Below are 1140 nucleotides of genomic sequence, written 5' to 3'. Positions count from 1 at the left end.
TACCCATTATCGATATAATAATCTAAATTATAACGTACATTATCACCAATAATCAAATCGAATGAAGCAACATCGTTTTTAAAAAGAGTGTTTTTATTGGTAATATTAACCAATAACGCGCTTTTATAAAGTCCGTCATAATGCAATCCAAATTTTAAATACGTTTTTACAGGGTTTTCAATCAAGTTCAAAATCAAATCATCTCCCTCTCCATTGGGTTCTAATGAATAAATTACTGTTCCAAAATTATGAGTGGCATCAATATTATTGATTCCTGTTTCTAAATCTTTATACCTAATTTTTGAACACGATTGAAACTTCAATTTCCCTTCAATATATGCTTTAGAATAATGAACCAAATTATTGTATATAATGTTAATAATGTACAAGCTATCGGATTCTATTTTTAACTTTGGTTTTTGATATGGATTGGTCTTATCGGCTAGTTTATCTAGATCTTCATAAACTGTAAACGCAGCTTCTTCGCCTCTTTGAATAATTTCTTTGGCCTTTTCAAAAGATACTGCTCCAATATTTTTAATGTCGGGTTTAATATATACATCTGTATTTTTAGCATTGCCATCCATTTTTTCAATCATCTGTAGATTATTGATTTGAAATAAAATTTTAGTAGCATCTTGAAGTTGGTCTTTGTCTCGCAACCCACTTTGTACATCTACACCAATGATAATATCGGCTCCCAGATTCCTAATTTCTTCAATGGGATAATTGTTGTTAACACCTCCGTCAACCAACAATTTGCCATCAAGTATTACTGGAGAAAACACGGATGGTAATGCTGAGCTTGCAGTTAATGCTTGTGCTAAAACTCCTTTGTCCAGCACCACTTGTTTCCCTATTTCAATGTCAGTTGCAATACACAAAAAGGGAATTGGCAATTGGTTAAAATCCCTAACATGTCTAGCATGAAGTGTAAGTTTATTAAATAAATTGTAATTAAACATTCCTTTTGAGAGGGATTGCGGAACACCTATTTTAAAATTATTAAAAGGCAGTACCAATGCGTACAAATCATCATTCCTCTTTTCGTAAAAACTTTTAGAGGAACGCGGAACATAATCAATTAATAAATTATCAATATTTGTTGTAGATACAATTGAATCTAATTGTGCCGCTTGA

At 31.4% G+C, this 1140-nt stretch carries 1 protein-coding gene; it reads right to left on the bottom strand.

The genetic code is table 11. From position 1 onward, the window contains the following. A partial coding sequence (locus tag EKL98_RS16790) for a patatin-like phospholipase family protein (RefSeq protein WP_199740750.1) occupies positions 1-1140 on the bottom strand: 1140 nt, incomplete at both ends.

It is taken from the genome of Flavobacterium bomense (assembly GCF_003970355.1).
Note: the sequence above shows the minus strand (reverse complement) of the source record. Positions and strands in the feature narration are given on the sequence as shown.